The 20,233-nt window shown below is 66.0% G+C and carries 19 protein-coding genes; 8 read left to right on the forward strand and 11 right to left on the reverse strand.

Features of this window, described 5'->3' with window-relative positions; translation table 11 throughout:
- The first annotated feature begins 12 nt into the window (after positions 1-12).
- The 6 genes from ABFX54_RS03045 (at position 13) to ABFX54_RS03065 (ending at position 7,535) form a co-directional block, all read left to right on the forward strand.
- Positions 13-1,452 (forward strand): SCO6880 family protein, encoded by a 1,440-nt coding sequence (locus ABFX54_RS03045; protein ID WP_346101321.1) that lies wholly within the window; start codon positions 13-15, stop codon positions 1,450-1,452.
- A gap of 37 nt (positions 1,453-1,489) precedes the next feature.
- Entirely contained in the window at positions 1,490-2,935 is a 1,446-nt protein-coding gene (locus ABFX54_RS03050) for an ATP-binding protein (protein WP_346101322.1), read from the forward strand.
- The gene (locus tag ABFX54_RS03055) at positions 2,925-4,658 is read left to right on the forward strand and encodes a type IV secretory system conjugative DNA transfer family protein (protein ID WP_346101323.1); all 1,734 of its coding nucleotides are present in this window, start codon (positions 2,925-2,927) and stop codon (positions 4,656-4,658) included. The genes ABFX54_RS03050 and ABFX54_RS03055 overlap by 11 nt, the downstream gene beginning before the upstream one ends.
- 62 nt (positions 4,659-4,720) lie before the next feature.
- Positions 4,721-5,209: a DUF4913 domain-containing protein gene (locus tag ABFX54_RS56820; RefSeq protein ID WP_428834493.1), complete on the forward strand. Its 489-nt coding sequence runs from the start codon at positions 4,721-4,723 to the stop codon at positions 5,207-5,209.
- Between the two features lie 32 nt (positions 5,210-5,241).
- A complete protein-coding gene (locus ABFX54_RS03060) occupies positions 5,242-5,979 on the forward strand; it encodes a hypothetical protein (RefSeq protein ID WP_346101324.1) in 738 nt (245 codons plus the stop codon).
- A gap of 1,136 nt (positions 5,980-7,115) precedes the next feature.
- Positions 7,116-7,535 carry a helix-turn-helix domain-containing protein gene (locus ABFX54_RS03065; protein ID WP_346101325.1) on the forward strand — a complete coding sequence of 140 codons (420 nt, stop codon included), beginning with the start codon at positions 7,116-7,118 and terminating at the stop codon, positions 7,533-7,535.
- A 319-nt stretch (positions 7,536-7,854) separates the two neighbouring features.
- Here the strand turns inward: ABFX54_RS03065 and ABFX54_RS03070 are convergent, their stop codons facing one another.
- The 8 genes from ABFX54_RS03070 to ABFX54_RS03105 all read right to left on the reverse strand — a co-directional run bounded on the left by ABFX54_RS03070 (position 7,855) and on the right by ABFX54_RS03105 (position 13,083).
- Complete coding sequence (locus tag ABFX54_RS03070; RefSeq protein ID WP_346101326.1) at positions 7,855-8,124, reverse strand: DegT/DnrJ/EryC1/StrS family aminotransferase; 270 nt, start codon at positions 8,122-8,124, stop codon at positions 7,855-7,857.
- Positions 8,121-8,573 (reverse strand): hypothetical protein, encoded by a 453-nt coding sequence (locus ABFX54_RS03075; protein WP_346101327.1) that lies wholly within the window; start codon positions 8,571-8,573, stop codon positions 8,121-8,123. Before ABFX54_RS03075 ends, ABFX54_RS03070 begins: the two co-directional genes overlap by 4 nt.
- 271 nt (positions 8,574-8,844) lie before the next feature.
- Complete coding sequence (locus ABFX54_RS03080; protein WP_346101328.1) at positions 8,845-10,080, reverse strand: class I SAM-dependent methyltransferase; 1,236 nt, start codon at positions 10,078-10,080, stop codon at positions 8,845-8,847.
- Between the two features lie 300 nt (positions 10,081-10,380).
- On the reverse strand, positions 10,381-10,884 hold the full coding sequence (locus ABFX54_RS03085) for a hypothetical protein (protein WP_346101329.1): 504 nt from the start codon (positions 10,882-10,884) through the stop codon (positions 10,381-10,383).
- 287 nt (positions 10,885-11,171) lie between these two features.
- Positions 11,172-11,438, reverse strand: coding sequence for a hypothetical protein (locus ABFX54_RS03090; protein WP_346101330.1), 267 nt, complete (start codon positions 11,436-11,438; stop codon positions 11,172-11,174).
- A 39-nt stretch (positions 11,439-11,477) separates the two neighbouring features.
- Positions 11,478-12,113 (reverse strand): hypothetical protein, encoded by a 636-nt coding sequence (locus ABFX54_RS03095; RefSeq protein ID WP_346101331.1) that lies wholly within the window; start codon positions 12,111-12,113, stop codon positions 11,478-11,480.
- Entirely contained in the window at positions 12,110-12,283 is a 174-nt protein-coding gene (locus ABFX54_RS03100; protein ID WP_346101332.1) for a hypothetical protein, read from the reverse strand. The genes ABFX54_RS03095 and ABFX54_RS03100 overlap by 4 nt, the downstream gene beginning before the upstream one ends.
- Positions 12,280-13,083 carry an SAM-dependent methyltransferase gene (locus tag ABFX54_RS03105; RefSeq protein WP_346101333.1) on the reverse strand — a complete coding sequence of 268 codons (804 nt, stop codon included), beginning with the start codon at positions 13,081-13,083 and terminating at the stop codon, positions 12,280-12,282. The genes ABFX54_RS03100 and ABFX54_RS03105 overlap by 4 nt, the downstream gene beginning before the upstream one ends.
- A 364-nt stretch (positions 13,084-13,447) precedes the next feature.
- Here ABFX54_RS03105 and ABFX54_RS03110 point away from each other — a divergent pair, with 364 nt between their 5' ends.
- Entirely contained in the window at positions 13,448-14,680 is a 1,233-nt protein-coding gene (locus ABFX54_RS03110; RefSeq protein WP_346101334.1) for a helix-turn-helix domain-containing protein, read from the forward strand.
- Positions 14,681-14,706: 26 nt separating this feature from the next.
- Entirely contained in the window at positions 14,707-15,546 is an 840-nt protein-coding gene (gene ribD, locus ABFX54_RS03115; RefSeq protein WP_346101335.1) for a bifunctional diaminohydroxyphosphoribosylaminopyrimidine deaminase/5-amino-6-(5-phosphoribosylamino)uracil reductase RibD, read from the forward strand.
- 577 nt (positions 15,547-16,123) lie between these two features.
- Here ribD and ABFX54_RS03120 read toward each other — a convergent pair.
- Genes ABFX54_RS03120 through ABFX54_RS03130 form a run of 3 tightly spaced genes read right to left on the reverse strand, consistent with a single transcriptional unit; the run spans position 16,124 to position 20,194 of the window.
- On the reverse strand, positions 16,124-17,224 hold the full coding sequence (locus ABFX54_RS03120; RefSeq protein ID WP_346101336.1) for a DEAD/DEAH box helicase family protein: 1,101 nt from the start codon (positions 17,222-17,224) through the stop codon (positions 16,124-16,126).
- Positions 17,205-17,627, reverse strand: a complete 423-nt coding sequence (locus ABFX54_RS03125; protein ID WP_346101337.1) for a roadblock/LC7 domain-containing protein — start codon at positions 17,625-17,627, stop codon at positions 17,205-17,207. The genes ABFX54_RS03120 and ABFX54_RS03125 overlap by 20 nt, the downstream gene beginning before the upstream one ends.
- Positions 17,615-20,194 (reverse strand): sensor histidine kinase, encoded by a 2,580-nt coding sequence (locus tag ABFX54_RS03130; RefSeq protein ID WP_346101338.1) that lies wholly within the window; start codon positions 20,192-20,194, stop codon positions 17,615-17,617. The genes ABFX54_RS03125 and ABFX54_RS03130 overlap by 13 nt, the downstream gene beginning before the upstream one ends.
- Positions 20,195-20,233 lie beyond the last annotated feature (39 nt).

The following is a 20,233-nucleotide window of genomic DNA, read 5'->3' on the forward strand; positions in this document are numbered from 1 at the left end:
CCCGGACACGCCATGACGAGTACCTCACAAGCACGCTCCTACGGCGGATGGCGGCGCAGCCGCAGCGCGGGACTCGGGAAACTCGACAGCCGACAAACGCTGACGGTTCTCGCGGCCGTGCTGGTGCCCGTCATGGCCGGCATCTTCATCGACCAGGCCGTCGCCCTGTATACCGCGCCGCTGTCCCTGCTGTGCATCGCAGCGGCTATCGCCCAACGCGACGGAATGCTGCTCATCGACATCGCTCGCGGATGGGCGCGATGGCGTTACGCGGATTGGCGCACCCACACCATCTACCTCGGTCACGTGGCCGCCCCGATCCAGCATGACGGCGCGCTTCCCGGCATGCTCGCCCCCCTCAAGCTCATCGACGCCGCCGACCCCGGCCGCGGCCGGATCGGAGTGCTGTGGAATCAGCGCACGGGACAGGTCTCGGCCACGTTGCTACTGTCACCGAGCGGCGCACTGCTGGCCGACGTCGACACCGTCAACCGGCAAGTCGCCGCCTGGGGCGGGCTCCTGGCTCGGCTGGCCGACGACATCACCATCCGCCACGCTGTCGTCAGCATCGACCTGCTGCCGGAAAACGGCAGCCAACTGGCAGATCATGTCGCCAGCCGATTCGACCCGGCCGCGCCGCGACTGGCCGCTGCGGTCATGGCCGATCTGGTCGCCGCCGCACCTCGGGCAGCATCCCGTGTGGCCGTGCGACTCACGCTGACCTGCGACCCATCGCTCGGTGCGACCTCCCGCGTGAAACTCCCCGATGCGATCGCATCGCTGCTGTCCTCGCTCAATGGTCTCGGAGTCGCGGCCGCAGGCGCCGAAGCGGTCAAACGGGCCAGCGCCACCGATCTCATCCGCATCGTCCGCTGCGCCTTCGACCCCGAAGCCGAATCCGCTCCGGCCGGCTGGGACGAGCTACGCTGGCGCGACGCCGGGCCGACCTACGCCCGGGAACGACGCGACCGCTACGACCACGAGGCCGCCCACTCCACCAGTTGGGTCCTGGCCGAGGCGCCCCGCCAGCGCGTCCCGCACGACGTGCTGCTGCACCTGCTCAGCCCCGGCCGCTACCGCCGCCGTGTCACGCTCACCTTTCGAGCTCTGCCCCGCCTCGTCGGCGCCGGGGTTGTCGAGAGCGAAGTCAACGCTGCCGCGGTACGCGAGGAGGTCCGCCGCCGCGCACGTCGCGCGCCGACCGCCCGCGAACGGGCGGACGCTGAACGAGCCGCCATCGGCGCGCATGAAGAGGCCCGCGGCGCCGCGATCGTGCAGTGGACGATCTACGTCACCACCACGGTCACCCGTGCAGACGAACTGGAGGAGGCACGGCGGGAGGTCCTCCAAGCCGCCGGACACAGCCGGCTACGGCTGCGGCCGGCCCGCTGGGGCCAAGCCGCAGCCTTCGCCGTTGGATTGCCGTGCGGGGTGTATCCGAGTGATGGGTAACAGCTCTCGCCGCCGGCGGCCGCCGATGCCCCCATTGTTGCGGATCGAGCCAGGTGCGCTGGCCCCCCGACGAGGCTGGCCTCGCGGACGCGCGGCGCATGTCGAACCGGGATCCCTCTACCTCGGCACATCCGTCCAAGTCGCTGGCCTGTACCCCTTTGTGCAGGCCGGCGGCCTGCCAGCCTGCGGCGTGCCGATCGGCCCCGACCTGCTCACCGGCGAACTGGTCTGCGTTGATCCGCCCGGCTGGGTCGGCTCCTTGACCACTAACCCATCGGTCTGGGTGCAGGGTGAGCCCGGCATCGGCAAATCCGCCATCCTCAAGCGCCTGAGCCTGGGGTTGATCGGCTACGGCTACCAGATGCTCTGCCCAGGTGATCTCAAAGCCGAGTACACACCGCTCGTCACCGAGCTCGGCGGCCAGGTCGTGCGAGTGGGCCGCGGACTGGACAGCATCAACCCCTTCGACTCCGGCCCGCTCGGACGGGCTCTGGGAAGTCTCCCGCGTACCCAGGCGGCCCGCGTTCGCGCCGAACTGGACGGACGCCGAGGCGAACTTCTGCATGCCCTGCTGGCCACCCCTCACGGCCTGGGCCGCCGACCCCTCGCCGAGGAAAGCGCCGCGCTCAACGCCGCCGTCCGGCTGGCCGCCGATGCCCTGGACTGCGACCCGATCATTCCCGACGTCATCACGATTCTGAGGCAAGGACCTCAACCCCTGCGCGAGCGCATCCTCGCCGTGCGCGACGACGACTACCGTGCCGCGACCCGCTCGGTCATCGCCGGTCTGGAGAACCTCTGCGACGGACCCATGGCAGGGCTATTCGATCGTCAAACGTCGGTGCACCTGGACCTGTCACGCCCGGCCGTGTCCATTGACTTGTCGGCATTACGCACGGCGGGCGAGCAGGTCGCAGCAGCAGGACTGCTGGCCTGCTGGGCCTACTCGTACGGATCGATTGACATCGCCCGCGCATTCGGCCTGCTGTCCAAACCCCTGGTGCTGCCCCTGGACGAGATGTGGCGCGCTCTGCGCGCCGGCCCGGGCATGGTTGACGCGATGGACGGAATCACCCGCTTGAACAGGTCAAACGGCGAAATATCCCTGATGTCGACACACTCGATCCGCGACCTGGAGGCTCTGCCGACCGAGGAGGACCGAGCCAAGGCCGCTGGGCTCATGGAAAGGTGCGACGTCCTGATCCTGGCGGCGATGCCGCTAGGCGAACTGCGCCGAATCAGCGCCCAGAAACCCCTGACCGGCGCGGAGATCGACCTGATCGCATCATGGGCGGCGGCCACCAGCACCGGCCTGGACGGCGCCGCTCAGCTCCACCCGGGACGTGGCAAGTACCTCATCAAGGTCGGCACCAGATTGGGCGTGCCCGTCAAAATGCAACTGACTCCCCGGGAACAACGACTCTTCTACACCGACGGAGCCATGCAGCCGCGCACCCTCCCGGGAGACGGCCATGGTGCGTGAGCGCAGTGCGCGCACCGAACTCGCGCCCTGGCTGGCCGCCGGCACCATGCTGACCGGCGGTCTACTGACCGGGATAGTCTGGCTGGGCGGCACACTGGGCGCCGTGGTGGGCGGCGCCGGCTGGCACCCGCCGCCGTTCACCGTACGGCTGCTGCTACAACTGGCGGCCGGCCCCCAGACGATCTGGCCACAAGCGTCGCCGATCGCCGTGTGGGGCGGAATCGTCGCCACCGCCAGCCTCGGCACCGCAACAGGCGTTCCGCTCGCTCTGATCCTCTACCGATGGCTCGCGCCCGCGCCCGGGCTTGCCGGGCTGCGCGATCTACGCGAATTTACCTATCGCGGGGCGGTGACGAAGGCGCGCCGACTACGGCCGTCGCTACGCACGGTCAAACGCGTCCCCTCAGATGAGGCCGGCGTGCTCATCGGGGATGTCGACGGCGTCGAGCTGCGCGGCAGCTTCGAAGACGTCTACCTGGTATTCATGGGCCCGCGAAGCGGCAAGACAACGACGATCATCGCGCAGACCGCGATACGCGCACCCGGCGCCGCTGTGGTCACCAGCATCCGTCCAGACGCCCTCACCACCACCGCCGCACCCCGCCAGGCCCGCGGCACGCTATGGGTGTTCGACCCCCAGCAGATCTGCCACCAAGCTCAGACCTTCTGGTGGGACGTGATCAAAACCGCTCGCACCGTCGAGGGCGCTCGCCGGCTGGCCTCCCACTTCGTCACCACGTCCTTCAGCGCGAACGAACGCGGCAACTATTGGGCACTTGCTGCCGGGAACCTCTTGGCGAACCTGTTCCACGCCGCCGCCACCAGCGGGGCAAACGTCCACCAAGTCCTGGAGTGGCTGGCCCACCCGGCCGAACAGGACCCCATCGACGCTCTGCGCGCTGCCGGCGCGGTCGGCATGGCGGGCCAACTCGAGCACACCGTATCCCTACCGCCCGAGACCCGCGGCGGCGTGTATGACACCGCCGCACAAACGATCGCCTGCCTGCTGGACCCAGAGATCAATCGATGGATCACCCCCACGCCAGGCCAGCCGGTCTTCGACCCGGCCACCTTCGTCACCTCAACCGACACCTTGTATCTGTTCTCGAAGAAAGGCCGCAACGGCGCAGCACCCCTCGTCGCCGCGTTGGCCGACGCAGTCCTGCAAGCCGGCATCGCGGCCGCGGAACGCGTCGGGGGCCGCGCCGACCCGCCGCTCATCATGGTGCTGGACGAGGCCGCGAACGTAGCACCCATCGAGGATCTGCCCGACCTCTACAGCTTCCTGGGCGGAACCGGAATACCAGTGGTCACCATCCTGCAGAGCTACCAGCAAGGCGTTCGCGTCTGGGGAGGCCCCGGGATGGATGCCCTGTGGAGCGCCAGCACCGTAAAGATCATCGGCGCCGGCATCGACGACGCCGACCACGCCGAAAAAGTCAGCCGCCTGGTGGGACATCACAAAGTCATCGACTCGAGCGTCTCCTACAGCTCCAGCGGCCGAAGCGTCAGCGTGTCGGCACGCAAAGAGCGGATCTACACCGCGGCAGACATCCGTGCCCTCAAAAAGTTCACCGCCATTCTGCTCCTCACCGGCATCCGCCCCGTGCCGATCAGGATGCGGCCGTGGATGAGGGAACCGTTCGGCCCGCGTCTCCGCCTCGCCGCCGCCCGCATCGAAAAACAGATCACCGACCGAGCCATCCGAAAGCAGGTGCCATGACCCCACCGCCGGACGAGTCGCACGACGAGCAGCCCACGCTGCCCGGCTCGTGGCAAGAGCCCATGACCCTCTTCGAACCACCTGATGCCGAAAATTCCGGTCACGATGCTGAATCAGCGAACCCGCCGCCAGGACCGTCGTTCATCGTCCGCCTCAACCCGACCGAGTATGCCGTGGAGCTATCGCTGCTCAAGCAGTGGGTTGACCACCTGCTCATCCCGACCTACCTCAGCGAACGCACTCCAAGCTCCGCCGCACCATGGTGCCCAGCGTGGTGGGAACACGAAGAGGCTGTCGCACGCTTGCACGGCTTGTGGCTGGCATGGCAGTACTGGACCGACCCGGAAGCAGGCGGCTTCACCGGACCGGACACCTGGCACCGCGATTGCCTCGATCCCGCGATTCGGGAGCTACGAGCCCCCCATGGACCCCTCCATCGCTGCATGATCAGCCCTGACAAACCAGCACACCGACCTGCCCGAGCTGTGACGTGGGACCTCCCCACAACATCGTCGCCCGAGATAGCTGCTGCAGCCGCTCCCCTCCCATAACGCCGTCAAACTCACACCCTCAGGAGCTGGCGATGTCGCCCTCAGCACCCATAGGTCACGAGCTGACCCAAGCCTACGAACGCTTTCTCACCGCCGTCGCCGAACTCGTTCCCCCAACCGAGATGTCCGGACTGGCACACATGCACCACCAGTTCGCCCAGCTGCAGAAACAGCTCGGAGCCCCCCCAGACGGCAGATACGCCCAAGCGCCAAATGTCCCGCCCGCATACAAGTCCGCCGAAATGAAAGGTCCCATCTGGGAACAGCATGACCAACTAGTAGAAGGAGTTTCCAAACTCAATCAGCATTCTCGCGTTATCGGCCGCCTTCCACAAGCGCTGGCCATCACGCGAACATGCGATAGCGCGAACCAGTTCGGCGTCAGCGTGCAACAAGCCCTCGGCAAGCATTATCAGAAGATCTTGACAGATCCGCGCACGCAGGAGCTGTTTGCTACCGTCCGAAAGCTAGCCGGCCAACATATGGCGGGAAACGTCCGCTACGTCCTAGGCCAGATCAGTCAAAGGACCACCGCTGATCATAGAGATGCACGGCGCGATCTTCAAAGTGTGAGCAGACGGCTTGATGTCGGCCTACTTGCGGATAGGGATCTCGGCAACGATCACTTCGTGCTTGTGCGTCGCGCCCAAGCTGCTCTACTGGTGACTTCGACTGCACCTGCCGTAACCACCAGTCACGGTCAACCTCCCAGAGGTGCCACCTTGCAACGTGATAATGCGCTCCAGCGAACGCCGACCAGAAGAAGCTGAGAACTCTTGGATGACATCCTCAGCCGGAGCTTTGTGGCTCGATCGTGTGGCGAGCTGTGCGACGGTCCTGCAAGGATCTTCGGACGCGATTTCCCGATAGATCGTGATATTTGACCACGAAGAATCGGTAGCTTCAGGACAAGCGAAAATTTCTCCGACATTCGAAGAACTGCGGATGTCGTAGCCATCAACTCCTCCAGTAGTGCCTCCATGACGCTGTTTGCCGCCACCTCAGGAGAACCTCAACATGAATCTGGGAAGTCTCCTCGCATAGCGGTTCGCGTGGGATCCGGACGCTCTGCGCCGCCGAAGAACGGAGAGCCCGTTAATGAACGCATCGACTATGCAAGAACAAGAGCTTAACAGGGCATACGAGGGAATGCTCGCTGCTGCTGTGGACATTATCCCTGCGGGCGAACCATGCGACTTCTCCGATCTTCATCTACAATTCGCTGTCCTCCGAGACGCGCTCGGCCATGCACCAACGGAGCGGGACCTGCTCATACGGTCCGAATTGGCAGCGCAACGCGGCATTTTCATCGACGAGATCACGCCGATCTGGAGTGAAACTCCAGAAGTAGCCAAGGCTGTCAAGGATCTCAGCCGGCACGCCTCCGTGATCGGCCATGTCCCCGCTGTGCAGAAAATCGGATACGCGTACGAGTCTGCCCAGAATCTAGGCGTCAGTATGAAACGGGCTTTCGGTAAGCACTACGAAAGAGTAACTTCCCATCCTCGTGTGCAAACATTCCTACGAACAGTCCGCGACTTCGTTACGCGACATATCGCGAGCGCTGCACGAGGCCTGCAATTTACGCTCAATGGCGTGGAAAGCCGGATGGCTAGCATCCCGCGAGACCTGGCGCAAGCTCTGGAGGGCGTACAAGAGGTGCTTAAGCAGGCTGACACTGCACTTGAGGCCACGGCTATGACCTCTATATCCGCACCCTTCAGCCGCACCGCTCAGGCCGCACACTTGCGTTCATCAACAAGTAGCGACGCCCCGCAACAAGGACAAGCGAGCTCAGGAGCACCCTCACATCGCCGCGCCGACCAACGCGCTGCCACACTGCGATAAACAGCCATTCTGATCGTCCTGGATGGTGCCGCCGCACACCTGAGAAGTGGAGCGATGAATGCCAGAGACGGAAACCCTTGGAGGACGGCTCAGAAGCCTGCGCTTGGGAGCGGGCCTCTCCCAAGGCATGCTAGCCAAGCGGGTCGGGATCTCGACCACTTACATCTCGTTCCTGGAGAACGATCATCGTCAGCCCTCCGCGCATGTGTTGCACAGACTCGCCGCCCATTTCGGGGTGCATCCAGCCGACCTACGATATGGCACCGCCATCCACCATGCTCGGCGCACACGCTTAGAAAGACGGGCGGCCGCGCAGCGACGCGTGCTTCGTTTAGTGAAGGAATTATTCACCGGATGCCCTGTCGGTGACACGGTCAGATGGGAGTCGAACGTCATCCGTGCCGATGACAAGCACATAACCACGATCACCATCATCCGGGAACCTGGAGATCAACTCCTCGATCCGGACTCAGGTTGAGGCAGGCGAAGCCAGGTCCATCCAGTTCCTGTACGCACCACCTCAGCTGGCTGAATCTGGTACTGCTGCCTCATTCTCTTGAACCAGATCACCCGACGATGCCGCGGGTTGGCAGGAGGCTTCAGGTTCGGATTGCTTTGATCCCACCACAGGGAGCTTGCGTAGCGCTGGATCTGTATCTCCCTCATGTACAGAGTGAGTGGATCAGTCCAGAAGGCCAATGGTGTGTTCTCCTCTCGGCCTCAGGCGGACGACACGGTTCCTCCGGACCGTCATGCAAGACCTTGCCAGCGAGATTACTTTGTGTAAGGAAGACAGTTTACATAGCTGGGTGAGCGCACAGCCGCCCGTCGACTACGCCGGCACAAGAACCTCGTCGCCTTGGGCTGATGCCGCATGCGGACAGGGCGGCGTGCAGGGCTGCGGTGCCGGAGGAGAGCGCGACGGCGTGCGGGACGCCGAACGCCTCGGCCAGCTCACGTTCGAGCTGGCCGGCGGCCGGGCCGCCGCTCGGGTCGGGCATCTGGCCGAGCATGGCGGCGAGCTGCCCGTCGAGCCGCTCGCCGCCGCCGATCTGAGGGAGCGTCATCGGGCGGCCCTCGCGTTCAGCAGCCGCGGCATGTCCAGCACGAGCGGCCACATGTTCACGCAGTCCCTGCTGAACAGGGTGCAGTTCGTGCACGCGGGCCGGTCGGCGAACAGGAGGCGCGCGTCGGCGCCTTGGATGGTGCGCCGGCGCGCGGCCGGGGTGGCGGCGATCCGGCGGTCGGACGGGCAGTCCCAGACCGAGCCGTCGGGCTGGATGAACCACAGGCGGGCGCCGCCGAAGCAGTCGGGCACGTGCCCGCTGTCCTGGGTGGAGATCGCGTCGATGAAACGCCGGACGTAGGAGGGGTCCGGCAGCGCCAATCCTGCAGGCTCGTCGTAGAGGCGGCTGAGCTGCCCGGCCACGGCCGAAACGTCCTCGGGGCGGTGGGTCAACGCGGTGAAGACCTGGCCGGTGACGATGTCCGGCTCAGGCGGCAGCAGGCCTGTCACGTTCTCGCTGATCAGGGCTGCTTCGCCGACGACCTACTTGACCGGACCGCGCCATCGCAGCGACATTTGGTGACACCTTGTTCCCTGTGGGTCGGCCGGGCGGACATGAAGGCCTCTTGCCCGCTGGGCAAGTCAGTCCTTTGCTCGGGCCGAGTCGTCCGCCGTGGTTCAGCGGCTCCCCTGACATCAGAAGCGAAGATCCGCAGCGGTCAGAGCCGGTCCAGATGACGGCGGCGCGTCGGAGCGATCGCCGCAGATGCCGTCCATACGGTCATCCCCAGCTGACGGCGAGCAGGGCGTTGGGCCTGTCAAGCTCATATGTGCCAGTGATGCGTTGTGGGCTGTCGGCGCGCTGGAGAGCGACCCGTAACGGGGCGTGCCGGTAGTCACGATCCCACAGGCATATCTGGTCGGCGAGGTGGCCGGCCAAGGCATCGCCGCCGAGTCCGTGCCCGATGACGCTTATCTCGAACACCGGATCGCCGAAAACGGTCTCGCCGGTGGGCCGGAGGGTGAGGTAGGCGAGGTCGCCGTCCCTCCCGGGTACGGCCATCGAACCCCACGGGAACATCGGTGCGACCAATCCGGTGTCGATCGCGCTCATGCTGGCGTCCATCCGTGACAGTCCGTCTCGCATCGACACGGACAGGAAGAGCTCGAGCATGCTGTAGTCGCCGCTTCGGTTGCCGAAGGTGATCGGCACTTTCGTCCAGAATTCACTGCGGGTGCGGTCGATCACGCCGAGGAGTTTCTCGGGGATGACGTGCTGGTCCTGATGGAGGTGGAGGGTGACGGTGCCGGCGGTGGTCAGTGACACCATGGTGAGGGGATCGTCGGCGATGCCGCCGAGTCTCCGCGCGAAGGCGCATTCCTCTGAAGCCACCTCCTCCCAGTGGTCGTTGGTGCGGGTGAAGGCCAGCACCCGGTACACGCTGCCGCGCATGCGTAGCGGAACGACCAGCCGCCCGTCCGGCGCGATCTGGCGCAGCCAAGCTGGTGGCACATCCCACATGCCATTGAAGCTGATCAGCCGGTCATAGGGGGCGCCGTCGGCGCAGCCGTCAGGGGCGTTGCCGTTGAGCACGCGGATGGAGTCATAGCCGGTCAGGGACAACTGGTTGATGACCGCTTGGCCCAAGTCACCCTCGGTGTTGATGCTCGTCACCTGGCCGTGCTCACCGGCGAGGTGGGCCAGGAGAGCGGAGGGGTAGGCGGTAGTGGAGCCGATCTTCAGCACCCGCATTCCGGGAAGTGTCTGCGTGAGTTCCAGGAGTACGGCGGCGATGGCGGGTTCGGTCGGCATGAGAACGCCGTCCTCACCGGGCCAATGCCGGGCGTAGGCCTCCTCCAGCGACACTCCCGGCACGAGGATGTGGCGAGGAACGGCGCGCAGGGCGTTCTCTACTGATGGCGTACGGATGATGCCCTGCGCACTCAACTGGTCGACCAAGGCACTCCGCAGCCGCTGAGGCTGCCGTCGTGTGGTGGAAATATCGTCTGCTGTCATGGTGGGCCCTCTCGCGGGAGATCAGATGTTTCGGGAAGGCGGTGGAAATACCGCGGATGGGATGCATGCGGCGGCCCTGCGGCTGGCCAGTCGCGAGGTGCGGGAACATCCGTCGGCTGCTGCGGGACGTAGGGGCCGTTCGCTCGCGGTCAACGGCTCAAAGTGGGGTAAGAGACCGCGACGCTGCCGAGTAAATGAAGGTCCTATGAACTGCCTGAATTGCTTCATAATGAGAATCCCGTGAGGTCTCCTGCGCCTGGAAGGTGCCTGCTGGGCGATCTGGTGTTGTGACCTGCCTGCTCATTCGCGCGGCACGGTGAACGTGGCGATCAGTAGAGGGTGATCGCTTTCTCCCGTCTCGTGGATGTCAAGAGATTGCGCCCAGGCAGGGCGCGTGGTATAAAGCCGGTCGCATCGGTAGGCGATGGGGCGTTGGACGGTCGGCGCGGTGACGCCCAGCAGTGCGCCGACATCGTGCAGGCCGGCGTCGGAAAGCGCCTGGGCGGCGCCCGTGTGGAGCTTGCGCCGGGCTATGGAGTCGCTCGTCGCGATCTGGAGGGCGGGGTCGTTGAGGGCGGCGGCGTTAAAGTCGCCGACCGCGATGATCGGCAGGCTGTCCTTGACGAGCAGGTGCCATGCCTCCGCCTCTGCCTGCCGAGTGATCGGGCTGGCGGGCGCGAGGTGGCCGTTGTGAAACTCGATCTCGTGCTTGCCGCCGCGGTCGAGCGTGAGCGCCAGGCGCAGGCGGGCGACGGCGTGCCAGTACGGCCGTCCCCGCTCGTGCTTGGCCTCGATGATCCGCAACTTCCTTCTGGATGGCCGCCACATAGTTCATGATCGAGAAGTCGAGCGCGCCGCTTTCGAGCTTCGGCATCGCCACGCTTCCGGCGGTGCCCCGCAGGGAAGGTGCGGTGCCGGAGCATCTTGATGCTATGGCCACTATAAGTAGTGAAAATATCACTTTGTGTAACTGTCGCATGGCATGGCTGATTTCTGTGAAGAGGGGATGAATCGAATCTCAGGTGCCCGGCACCTGCTCGCGCTCGCGGATGCGCGGACCGTTACAGAGGCAAAAAGGCGGACCTATCCCCTCACGGTCTGCTTGTCACGGCGTCCATCCGGTAGCGCAGCCATTTCTGGCCGGCCTCGGCCAGAACTGGGGCGTCCCGCTTGTACGGCGGATCGACTTGCTGCCCGGCTCGGGCCCAGTGACGCAGGCTCATCAACGCCGCCAAACCGGCCACATCGTCTGCGTGCGCCTTCTCCCACAGCGGCGAGGAGCCGCGCAGGAGCCTGTCAGCCTCCTGCGGAGAATGACCCTCCGATATGAGCAGCGGAGCCAGATCCGCCAGCCCCATCCACCCAGGGCCGGCGAACGCCTGCGACCAGTCGATCAGCTAGGCGCAAGACTCTTTGTACAGGATGTTCTTCCGGCACAGATCCCCGTGCACCAGCGTGGGGACTCCAGCCGCAAGCCGATCCACCGACAACCGGTCCACGGCTCGGCTGTAGAGCTGAGGGTCGGTCAGTGCCACCGGGGGCTGGTCAAGAAGCGAGCGCGCCGTGTCCATCAGGGCATGCACGTGCTCCCGTGCCGACGGGATGATGCCCTTCCAGCCCTCCCTGCACGGCTGCCAGGACAGCCGTTCCACCGCGCCCACCACGATCGGGACATCCTGGTCGTCCGGCCGCAGGTTCACGTACCGGGCGCGATCGTTGATCAGCTCGAAAGCCAATATCAACCAATCGCCCACTTCCCGCCTCCACGCCAGCCACGGCGCCGGCGCACCAGGCCACGGCAGGAAGGAAGCCGCCTGGCGCTCGCGCCGGAACGGCTCCAGGATGTGGTCCGCGAACTTCAACGGAACCGCCTTGAGGAACGCGTCCTCCTCGGTCGCGTAGATCCGCGCGGCCAACCCGGGCCGCCGGCTGTGCACGCACTCCGACTTAACCACCGTGCCCAGACGCTCCTCAACAGCCTCGCGGACGAACTGAGGCAGCGTCTCCCAGGTCGGACGGTCAGTCACTGTCACGGATACCTCCGATAGGGCTCGTGTGTGTCGTCCTGCTCCTGCGGCGGTGAGGGCGGGGGCAGGGGCGGGTACCACCAGAACGGGATGCCGGCCATCGTGCTGGCTACCGCCATGGGGCCGAACCACATCCGGATCCAGGCGGTCCTGGCATCGGGGACGTCGCTCTTCACCGCGCCGCCTCCGTGTCGTCTCCGCGAGCCGGGAATGTGGCCACTGCGGCGACGAAGTGCGCGCGGCCGACGTCGAGCTCGATCGGGTCGTCGGGCCGCCACGTCGATGCCTCGACCAGGCCCGGCTCCACCAGCTCCAGGCCGGCAAGGAACTGCTCCCGGATCGTGTCCAGCGGCAGCGGGTAGACGTCGCCGGCGGTGTAGTCGGCGAGCATCTGCGCCCTCTCCTGCGCCGAGAGGAGGTCATCGCGGGCGTAGGAAAACACCAGGTAGCCGCCCGCGGTGAAGTGCTCCATGTATCGGGACAGGATGCCGCGCGGGTCGTCGGACGGGGCGATGAAGTGCATCACCGCCGTGGCGATGATGCACACCGGCCTGCCAGGGTCGAGCAGCCGCTGAGCCTTTTTGTCGCTGAGAACGGCGTCCACGTCGCGTACGTCGGCGTCCACGAATCCGGTGCGGTCGTCCACGTCCAGCAGGGCGCGGGCGTGGACGGCGACATGCGGGTCGCTGTCCACGTACAGCACGCGAGGATCGTCGAGGCAGCGGGAGACCGTCGTGTAGGTCGCCTCACCCTTACTCGGAGGCAGACCGCAGCCCAGGTTGAGAAACTGTTCAACCCCTTGCTCCGCGACGAAGCGGGAGGCGCGCGAAGCGAACTCGAGGTTAGCCCTGGCCGCCACCCGGATCTGGCTGGAGGTCTTCTCCAACGCGCTCGCCACTTCCCGGTCGCCCAGGACATTGTCTCGGCCGCCGGTCAGATCGTCGTAGACGCGGGCCTTCGAGGGGCGGGAGAACATGTCTCCGGGACCGGCCGATGTCGGGACTTCATCGGAGGCGTCGTGGGAAGCCATCGTGGCAGCTCTCATGAGATTTCATGTGCGGGGTGCCGAAGTGACGGAATGGTTCTACGCTTCCTCATGGGTCAGGACCTCGATTCCTGATCAAGGCCCCGGGCTCCCCCGGTGTTCACGCACCGGGCCGGGGCCGAACCATTTTCTAGAGGCGAATCAGTGCCGACAAGCAGGTCGGCCAGCGTGATATGCCTTCTGTCAGCCATGGAATCAACGACTTGGGCTACCGTGGGAGATGTTGACCGTTGCCCTTCGGTCAGCAGGCAACTGCGGTCAACAGGTCAACACCGTTCCGACACATGGGCAGGCAATGACTAGCTTCGGCGAGAAGATGCGAGCGCTGATGGAGGAGCGCGGCGTCTCATTGCGCAAGCTGGCCAGGGCCATCCATTACGACGTCGGATATCTGTCAAAGGTCGCGAATGACCTGAAGCGCCCATCTCTGCCGCTGGCTCACAAGCTCGATGGGGAACTGCAAGCTGCTGGCGAACTCGTGGAGTTGGTGCCCGAACGCGCGAATGCGCGAAGCCGGACGAGGGCCGCTACAGCTCCGCCTCACAACGACATGAAGGTGGTGAATCCGCTGGCTCTGCCTGTACCCACTGAGGACCCGCTGGTGGATCGCCGCATGCAGCGTCTATCTCCGAGCCATACCGAGGAACTGCTTTCGCATGTGGGCGAGCAGTGGCACACGCTGGTTCGGACAGACAACTTGCTAGGTCCGCGGCATGCCCTTGGTGGCGTCTGTACTCAACTCACGATTATGACGGCGTTACTTCGCCATGTGCGTCCGCCGCTTCGGAACGGTTCCCTCCGCCTCGCAGCGAAGTACGCCGAGTCCGCGGCATGGCTGTATGAGGATGCTGGCGATCTGACCGCGAGCCGTCTTTGGACGCAGCATGCGATGGAGTGGGCGTTGGAGGCCGGCGACCGTCCGATGGTCGCGTGGACGTTGTTCCGGCGCAGCCAGCAGGCGCAATCAGCGGGCAATGGCGCTCAGGTGGTGAGTCTCGCCGAGGCCGCGTGTCGTGAGCAAGGCAATGTCACTGGTCCCATGTTGGCTGCGATTCTTCAGCAGCAGGCACATGGATTGGCGCTTGAGGGAGCTGAACTGGCATCGCATGACCTGCTTGACCGCGCGCGTGAGTGCGCGATCATGGATGATGCTGGCGACGCTCGGGCTGGTCACGGCTCTTTCTGCACGCCAGCGTACATCGAGATGCAGCGCGGCCGGGTCTGGCTCACGTTAGGGCGTCCTGGGCGGGCAGTGCAGGCGTTCGAGTCCGCGATCACGGATCTGTCGCCGACCTACCAACGGGACCGCGGGCTGGCCCACGCCGGGTTGTCGGTCGCTCTTGCTGCTGAGCGCCAGCCGGAAGGTGCGGCGAACGCCGCCATTCAAGCGCTTACTGTTGCCCAGGACAGCGGATCGACCAGAATCCTTTCCATGGTCACTTCGGTCGCGCCTCAGCTCGTATCTCATGCACATCTGAATCCTGTCGCCGAGTTCCTGGCCGAGCTCGACGCCACGTCTGCGGTCTGATGGCGTCCGTCGGGGAGGTCGCGGCGATGCGGCGTGCGATCGCCGTTTCGGCGCTGGGTCTGGGCACGACGAGCCCGAATCCGCCGGTGGGCTGTGTGATCCTCGACACTAGCGGATGCGTTATCGGTGAGGGTTTTCACCGTCGCAAGGGTGAGGCTCATGCAGAGGGCAACGCCTTGGCTGCGGCTGGCGCCGCGGCCGTTGGCGGGACGGCGGTGGTGACCTTGGAACCTTGCAACCATGTGGGGCGTGCTCCCGCCTGCCGCGCGCTGTTGATCGAGGCCGGCGTCGCGCGCGTGGTGGTTGCCGTGATTGACCCGACGTCGCGGGGCGAGGGTGGCGTGGCCGAATTGCGCCGGGCTGGGGTAGATGTCGAGGTCGGGGTGCTGGCCGGTGAGGCAGAGCTGGTGCTGCGCCCCTGGCTGACCGCATTGGAGCGGGGTGCCCCGTTTGTGACGTGGACGTACGACGCCGGGGATCACCGCCAGCTCGCGGGCTTCGACGTGCACGGATACGACGCTGTGGTGGGCCCGGATGGGCGCTTGCGGGAGGGCGCGCCGGGCGGACATGGCGATACGTTCGTTCTGCCTGGTGAGATGCCGCAGGGTGATCCAGAGAAGGTGCTGCAGACGCTCCATGCGGCAGGGGTTCGGTCGCTGCTGGTGCTTGGTAAGCATGGTTTTGGAGAGTTCTACGCTGCGGCAGGTCTGGTTGACGAGGTCCTCATCCGCCTGCCGGGCCGCGAAGCCTCTTCGCCGGTTAGCGAACTACCTCCTGCGGGCTTTCGGATCTCAGCCGTTCGACGTCTGGAAGATCACGTGCTGGTCCAGGCTCAAGGGGAGGGGCCGCCGTTCAGGGCACGGTGAGCGGCAGGCGTCGGTCTCCGACGTGGACACACTGCGGGCTGAGGAGGCAGCGTAGCAGTGGAAGGGGCTGGCCAGCCTCGTTGTAGGTGACGCGGGTGATGTCGAGCAGGGGACTGCCGAGACTCACCCGGAAAGCTGCTGCCTCCTTCGAGTACGAGGTGGCCGGGCGGATCTTGGTGTGCAAGTCTACGGCGCTGGACGCTCGGTCGACGTCGTACATGTCGGTCTGGGGCTATTCCTTGGTTACGTACGACCGGTCGAGGCATGCGAATTGGCTGTCGATATCGCCATGTACTTCCCAGGTGACCACAGGGTGTCGGCTTCGAGCTGCAGCTGCTGTCCTATCACGCCGAGATGGCCGGATGGCTGTACCAGGACCTGGGCCAGTTGGAGACGGCCACGCAATGGACGCGCCGGGCGGCGGAATGGGCGTAATGCGCCGACGACTGCCGATATGGCAGCGTACGCGTTGGTGCGCCAATCCAACATCGCCGCCCTGGCCGGAGGCTACGCCGGTGTCGTCCAGCTCGCTGCGGCCGCTCGCCGGAACCCGGCCGAAGTGGAACAGACAGCATCCTCACTGACGACAGCACCGCCAGCCCGTCCTCGAGTCCGTCGGCGAGTTGCTGCGGCCGCTGGCGGCGCACTGCGAGGCTGTGCTCGTGGCGGATGTGGCCAGCGCGCAGCGCGGCGGGCCGCGCGTCGGCGGCCACCAGGGGCGGGCGACTTCGGGAAGCGTCGTGGCGAAGTGCTGGGCGTCGTTGTTGGTGTTGTGGTAGGTGATCGCACGCGCCACGCTGTACGTGGCTGCGGCGCGCAGCATCGCGATCTGCGCGGCGATCGTCTTTCCGCGTACGTGCATGGCGGCGCGGCCGTGGGTCTGGTCGGTGATCGCGCGGATCTGCGCGTCGCTCACCAGCGACACCACCAGGCGGTACGGGACGGCCAGGCCGAGGTCGCGAGCGGTCCAGTAGCCCAGCCGGTAGACCGTCGGCCCGTACACGGTTTCGTCGTCCATGTCCACCGCGTCGGCGTCCCGGCGTGCGCCGAGGAGCCTGTGCGGGGTGGTCGTCATGTACAGGCGTTTCCTGGCTGGTAGATGGGTGTCGTCGTGAACCCGCCGCCATTGCGGCCCGGACACCGTCCGGTGGGCTTCGTCGGCGACCAGGACGTCCACCGGCGGCATGGCGTGTTCGTGATGGGCCCGGCTTATTGTCGCCACGCTGGCGTAGGTGGACAGCATCGTCGCCGGGCCGGGCCGGGACACCGTTGCCGCGATCACGGTCGGATCGGTGGTGACGCGGACGTGCAGGGCCTGCAGTTCCTCGACGCCGGCTCGTTCGGCGGCGTCGAGGGCGGAGCAGACCACCAGGACGGTGCCCAGGGCGGCGTCGCCGAGGGTGAGGTGGTACTCGCGTAGCAGCTGGGCGAGCAGCATGACGGTCGGGGCCAGCATGAGGCGCAGCTCGGTCGGGGCGAGTTCGGCCGCGACGACGGCGCCGATGCGGGTCTTGCCGGTTCCGCACGACAGCACCTGGGTCACGCGGTCGCCGTCGGCGAAGGCCTTGAGGGTTTGCTCGACCGCGTCGAGCTGGTGCGGCCGCAGCCGGTCGGCCCACGGTGCCGACGGTGGCGGGCAGCCTGTGAGGATCGCGGTGTTACCGAAATCGGGTGGCATGGAGCGCTTTCTGCACGTCTGGTGTCACGGTCTTGCGGACCTCATTGGCGACGTGTGTGATGTGCCACGCCACGTTGCCGAGGTCGCATTCGGGGTCGGCGAGGACGGCTAGGCCCAGCTGGTCGTTGATCATCTCAGCGATCAGGAATCCCCCGCCCATTTCGATCAAGGCTTGGCGCGCTGAGCCGGCGTTGAACCCTGTGGCCGCGCCCCAGGCGAGTTTCAACAGTTCACAGGCGTATGACGCCAGGAGCTCGGCCCGCTCAGGGGCAAGGTGCAAGGTGGTCGCGAGTGGCCGCCCGTCGGTGGAGATGACGGCCGCGTGGGTGATTCCTGGATCAGCGTCGACGAGCTCAGAGATCATCAAGTCGATTCCGAGTGCCCCCTGTTTCAGGCTGTCCATGTGCCCTTGTGTCCGTCCTCGGAATCAGCGGCGTTGATCTTTCCTGCGCTGATGTCGTCGCGTGCCGCTCGGCAGCCCTGCTGGAAAGTGGACAGGCGGTTGCGTACTGCCTCGGGCGAGACCGGCGGCTGGGATTCGACTTCTGCAGTGGCCGTGGTCTTGGCCGCGCCTGGCACGAGGTTGGCCTTCGGCACCCGTTTGGGCAGGCCGGACGTTGTGGATCCGGCTCCGACGGATCTGGCTACGGCCTCGGCTGCGCTCCACCCCGCATCGGTTTGGGGAGAACCCCAGCGGCTGTTGTCGCTGTTGCCGCGCTGAAACCAGGCCGATTCGACGGAGGCGAAGATCGGCAGGTAGTCGTCCCCGACGGAGGCGGGCGTGACCGTCGGAATCGGGCCGGTGGCCGCCGCCTCCATGTCGCGGCCGCTGTGTCCCAGCGTAGGGGGTGAGGCGAGGTTAGGTTTCCGCTCCGCCCACTCTTGCGGCCGATACGGGAGGGCTCTTCCGGGGCGTTGCTGTTCGTCGGTGACTGGTCCCGGGGAGGACTGCCAGATGCTGGCGGGATGGGCGGGCTGCTCGCCCGGCATTGATGGTTGCCGGCTACCCGGTTGCGGCGCGAAGGGATGTGGAGTGTCGGCGTACTGGTAGTCGACGGGCGCGGGATGTGCTGCGGGGGACGTCGCGGTGAGGAACGGGGTTCCGATGGGCTTCAGGTAGGTGCCGGTCGGCTGGGCGAGCAGGGTGAGGGGGAGCAGCACGGTGGCGGTGAGCCCGGCAGGAGTGTGTGGGCGCAGCTGTACGCGGATGCCGTGGCGGTGTGCCAGTCGGGCGACCACGAACAACCCCATGCGGCGCGAAACCTCCACATTCACGGTGGGGGCGCTGGTGAGCCGCTCATTGGCCTGACCGAGTTCTTCGTACGTCATGCCGATCCCGGCGTCGCTGATCGACAGCAGTACGCCGCCGCTGTCGATCGTGTTGCAGGAGACGATGACGGGAGTGTCGTGGGGGGAGAACGATAGGGCGTTTTCGATAAGTTCGGCTAGCAGATGGACGACGTCGTTGGCGGCTTGGCCGGCGATCGGGTTGTCGCCGGGGAGGAGGATCTGGATCCTCTGGTAGTCCTCAACCTCCGACAGCGCGGCCCGGGCGACATCGATGAGGGGGACGGGCCGGCTCCACAGGCGTGGCGGGTCCTGCCCGGCTAAGACGAGCAGGTTTTCGCTGTTACGCCGCATGCGGGTGGCCAGGTGGTCAAGCTTGAACAGGTTTCCCAGTCGCTGCTCGTCCTGCTCGCCCTGCTCCAGCCCGTCAATGAGGGTGATCTGCCGCTCCACAAGGGTCTGGCTGCGGCGCGAGAGGTTGACGAACATCGCGTTGACGTTGGAGCGCAGCCGGGCCTCTTCGCCAGCCAGGCGTACGGCCTCGCGGTGAACCTCGTCGAAGGCGCGGGCCACCTCGCCGATCTCGTCGCGGGAATCGACACCTATGGGGGTCACGTCGGCGTACGCGTCGGCGCCCTTGTCACGCAGCAGGCGGACGGTGTCCGGCAGGTGGCGGCCAGCGATCTGCAGGGCCTCAACCCGGAGCTTGCGCAACGGTTTGACCAGCGACTGGGCCATGAGGAAGGTGACGACGAGAACCGTGAGCAGGAGCAGAAGCATGAGGGCCGCGGCCAGCTGCGCCCGATGGCGAGCGTCCTCTTCCAGAGTGCGGCTCTGGACGATGATCGACTCCGTCATGCGCTTCTCGACCGTGCGTATGGCGTCGATGGTGTCGGTCATGGCCTCAAACCAGCGGCCGGCGTCGTCGCGGCCGGGGGCGAGGTCGAGCCTCGCGTTCTGATTGGCTTGGCCGAGCGCGCGTAGCCGGAAAAGTTCGGCGAGGTCGATGTTGGGACCTGCGACGGTGTCGTCGTAGAACTGCTGCTGATCGAGGGTGGCCACCGACCGGAACACGGCGACTTCGCTGTCTTGCTGGGCGCGGGCGTCGGTGAGGGTGTTGAGTTCGCCGCCCTGGAACCGTCCTGCCGCAGCGACGCCGGCCAGCAGGCCGCGCTGTTGCGAAGCGGCGTCCTTGGCCTTGGCGAGGGCGGACAGGGTCCGCACGCTGTTGCTGAGCGGTTCGTCTTGGAGGCCCTGGTTGATTTGTGTGTGAATGCGCAGGAAGAGGTCGCTGATCTGCGAGTACTTGGTCAGCGTCGGTAGCGCGGGCAGCCGCGAGGTGATGGCGGTGTCGCGGGTGGTGGCGATCTCGGGCAGGCGGGTGAGGATCTGCTGGGTCAGGGACCAGGCGCCGTCGCCGTGCTCGCGGGTGATGGCGGCGGCCTTGTCCCTGACCGTGGCGATCGCCGCATCCACTGGTGCGAATTGCTCGCGGAGCGCTTTCTCGCGGGTCCTGCTCCGGCCGGTGGCGACGAAGTACACGGCGTGGTCTCGCTCCAGTGCCAGGTGGTGGGTCAGCGTGGTGATCGCGGCGCTGAGCTCGGCCTTTTCCCGAATGCGCTGGTATTGGGCGGCGCTGCTGATGGAGGAGGCGATCTGCAGGGCACCGACCACGACACCCACGGTGGTAGGGATGACGATGAGGGCGAAAAGGCGCCATCG

It is taken from the genome of Nonomuraea maheshkhaliensis (assembly GCF_039529435.1).
Taxonomy (GTDB): domain Bacteria; phylum Actinomycetota; class Actinomycetes; order Streptosporangiales; family Streptosporangiaceae; genus Nonomuraea; species Nonomuraea maheshkhaliensis.

Coding starts and splice junctions, on each gene's coding strand:
- ABFX54_RS03045 (WP_346101321.1), top strand. CDS start 13: ATGACGAGTACCTCACAAGCACGCTCCTACGGCGGATGGCGGCGCAGC.
- ABFX54_RS03055 (WP_346101323.1), top strand. CDS start 2,925: ATGGTGCGTGAGCGCAGTGCGCGCACCGAACTCGCGCCCTGGCTGGCC.
- ABFX54_RS56820 (WP_428834493.1), top strand. CDS start 4,721: ATGACCCTCTTCGAACCACCTGATGCCGAAAATTCCGGTCACGATGCT.
- ABFX54_RS03060 (WP_346101324.1), top strand. CDS start 5,242: ATGTCGCCCTCAGCACCCATAGGTCACGAGCTGACCCAAGCCTACGAA.
- ABFX54_RS03065 (WP_346101325.1), top strand. CDS start 7,116: ATGCCAGAGACGGAAACCCTTGGAGGACGGCTCAGAAGCCTGCGCTTG.
- ABFX54_RS03070 (WP_346101326.1), bottom strand. CDS start 8,124: ATGACGCTCCCTCAGATCGGCGGCGGCGAGCGGCTCGACGGGCAGCTC.
- ABFX54_RS03080 (WP_346101328.1), bottom strand. CDS start 10,080: ATGACAGCAGACGATATTTCCACCACACGACGGCAGCCTCAGCGGCTG.
- ABFX54_RS03090 (WP_346101330.1), bottom strand. CDS start 11,438: ATGGGGCTGGCGGATCTGGCTCCGCTGCTCATATCGGAGGGTCATTCT.
- ABFX54_RS03105 (WP_346101333.1), bottom strand. CDS start 13,083: ATGTTCTCCCGCCCCTCGAAGGCCCGCGTCTACGACGATCTGACCGGC.
- ABFX54_RS03110 (WP_346101334.1), top strand. CDS start 13,448: ATGACTAGCTTCGGCGAGAAGATGCGAGCGCTGATGGAGGAGCGCGGC.
- ribD (WP_346101335.1), top strand. CDS start 14,707: ATGCGGCGTGCGATCGCCGTTTCGGCGCTGGGTCTGGGCACGACGAGC.
- ABFX54_RS03120 (WP_346101336.1), bottom strand. CDS start 17,224: ATGCCACCCGATTTCGGTAACACCGCGATCCTCACAGGCTGCCCGCCA.
- ABFX54_RS03125 (WP_346101337.1), bottom strand. CDS start 17,627: ATGGACAGCCTGAAACAGGGGGCACTCGGAATCGACTTGATGATCTCT.